This window comes from Actinosynnema sp. NPDC023658, assembly GCF_040639995.1.
Taxonomy (GTDB): Bacteria; Actinomycetota; Actinomycetes; order Mycobacteriales; family Pseudonocardiaceae; genus Actinosynnema.
This window is the reverse complement of sequence record NZ_JBFAAX010000978.1, coordinates 1-2016: the sequence shown is the minus strand read 5'-3', so window position 1 is coordinate 2016 and position 2016 is coordinate 1. Positions and strand designations below refer to the sequence as shown.

Genomic DNA, 2016 nt, shown 5'->3' with positions numbered 1-2016 from the left:
GTCAGCGGGACACCGGCCGCCTGCGCGAGGCGTGCCCGCAACGCGGCCCGTTGCGCCGGTCCGAGTGCGGCGAGCCGCGCCAGCAGCGCACCACCACGATCGTCGGGATTCGTTCGCGCGATTCCGTCGGTCGACACATCCCAGTGATAGCAGAGATCACCGACACCGACAAGCGAGGGCGGATACGATGCCGAGCTCATTCTCGCGATTTCTCGACGAAGACGAACTGGTCAAGGTTCGCGAACTCTACCTGGAATCCCTCGCCGCCCTGGACGAAGACGAAGAGGACGAAGACGAGGGCGCCGGAGCCGAACCGTTGGTCGACCCGCCCGTGACCGACGACGCGGCTGGCAACCGCGAGTCCTGAGCCCGCTGGAGGTCTGCCGTCCATGAAGTTCCTGCGACCAGACGACCCGAACCTGGCGAAAGCGCTGCGCCGCGACGGCGTGGTGTTCATCGAGGGCCTGCTCGACGAAGCGCAGGTGGCCGAGGTGAAGAACGCGCTCGCCCGCTACGAAGCGGAGATCCTGCCCTCGGTGCCGCCCGCGTACCACCACTACTACAACGACGGCACGCTGCGCAGCATGCTCGACCTGAACCGCTACGACCCGTGGTTCCTCGACCTGGCGAACCGGCCGCACATCCTCGGCGTCGCGCAGGCCGCGGTGCCGTGGGAACCGGTCGTCCACTACCTGGAGAGCTTTCCCAAACCACCCGGCGCCGGCGCGGTCCGCGCCCATCAGGAACTGCAGACCAACCCGATCGACCCGCCCCATTTTCTGCATTTGTGGATCGCATTGTCGGATGTCACGGCGGCAAACGGGGGAATGGAGTTCTACCGAGGCACGCACAAGCTCGGATTGGCTCCGCACGTCAGCGCCGACGAACACGTGGGAGCGCCGTCGGTGGACCAGGAACTGCTCGACCGGCTCGCCCCCTACCGGGAGGTGCCGGATTTCCGGGCGGGCAGCGCGGCGTTGTTCGACGGCATGACGATCCACGCGAGCGGTCCCAACCTCAGTGATGCGAGCAGGCCCGCGTTGATCATCGCATTCCGCGACACCGCGGCGGTGATCGCCTCGGAGACCGACAACGTGGCCAGCGTGGTGTGCCGGCTCTTCCGCGAGGAACTCCGGGTGCGGCGGTGCGACGTGGGCGACAGCCTCTTCGCGCTCGGCGGCGACTCGCTGGCGGCCACCAGGATCGCCATCCGGTTGCAGGCGGAGTACGCGATCGAGGTGACCCTTGCGGACATCTTCCTCTACAGCACCCCGCGCGAACTCGCGGAGTTCGTGGTCGAGGAGCGGGACGCCGCCGAGGCGGAGCGGGCGCGGGCCGACCGGCCGGAGCGGACCCCGGCCGTCGCGCCCGATCGGTGGCACCCCCTCGCCCTGAGTCAGGAGGGCTTCTTCACGATGGACCGGGCCACCGGCGGCGCGGGCCTGTTCAACTCCGTGCTGCGGGTGCGGTTCGACGGCGACCTCGACTCGGACGCGCTCACCGCGGCCATCGCGGACGTGACGCGCCGGCAAGCCGTGCTACGCACCGTCTTCGACGTCCACGACGGCCGGCCGGCGCAGCGCGTCACCACCGACCCGCCGGTCGTCGAGCGGCTCGACTGCACGGGCGACGCGGGTCGTACCCGGCTGCGCCGGTTCATCCGCGAGCAGCAGCTCGCCGGGTTCGACCTGGCCCGGCAGCACCCGGTGCGCTTTGCCCTCGCCCGCATGGGGGCCGCCGAGTGGTCGCTCGTCGTCACGTTCCACCACATCGCGGCGGACGGCTGGTCACGCATGGTCCTCCGCGACGACCTGGCCGCCGCGTACCGGCACCGGATTGGGGCGGCGGGCGAGCCCGCGCCGTTGCGGGTCGGGTACGCGGACTTCGCGCAGTGGCAGCGCGAGGCGCTGACCGGCGAGCGGGCCCAGGGCCACTTGGACTTCCTCGCCGACCGGCTGTCCACACCGGTGACCCCGGTCAGCCCCTGGCGGGCCGAGCGCGGCGACTACGTCAGCG

2 protein-coding genes are annotated in these 2016 nt (G+C 70.5%); both read left to right on the top strand.

The features are described 5' to 3' along the window. Nucleotides 1-187: 187 nt before the first annotated feature. A complete protein-coding gene (locus AB0G02_RS37140) occupies nt 188-367 on the top strand; it encodes a hypothetical protein (RefSeq protein WP_360804271.1) in 180 nt (59 codons plus the stop codon). A gap of 22 nt (nt 368-389) precedes the next feature. Continuing rightward, nucleotides 390-2016: condensation domain-containing protein (locus AB0G02_RS37135; protein ID WP_360804268.1), on the top strand; the 1627-nt coding region annotated here is incomplete at its 3' end.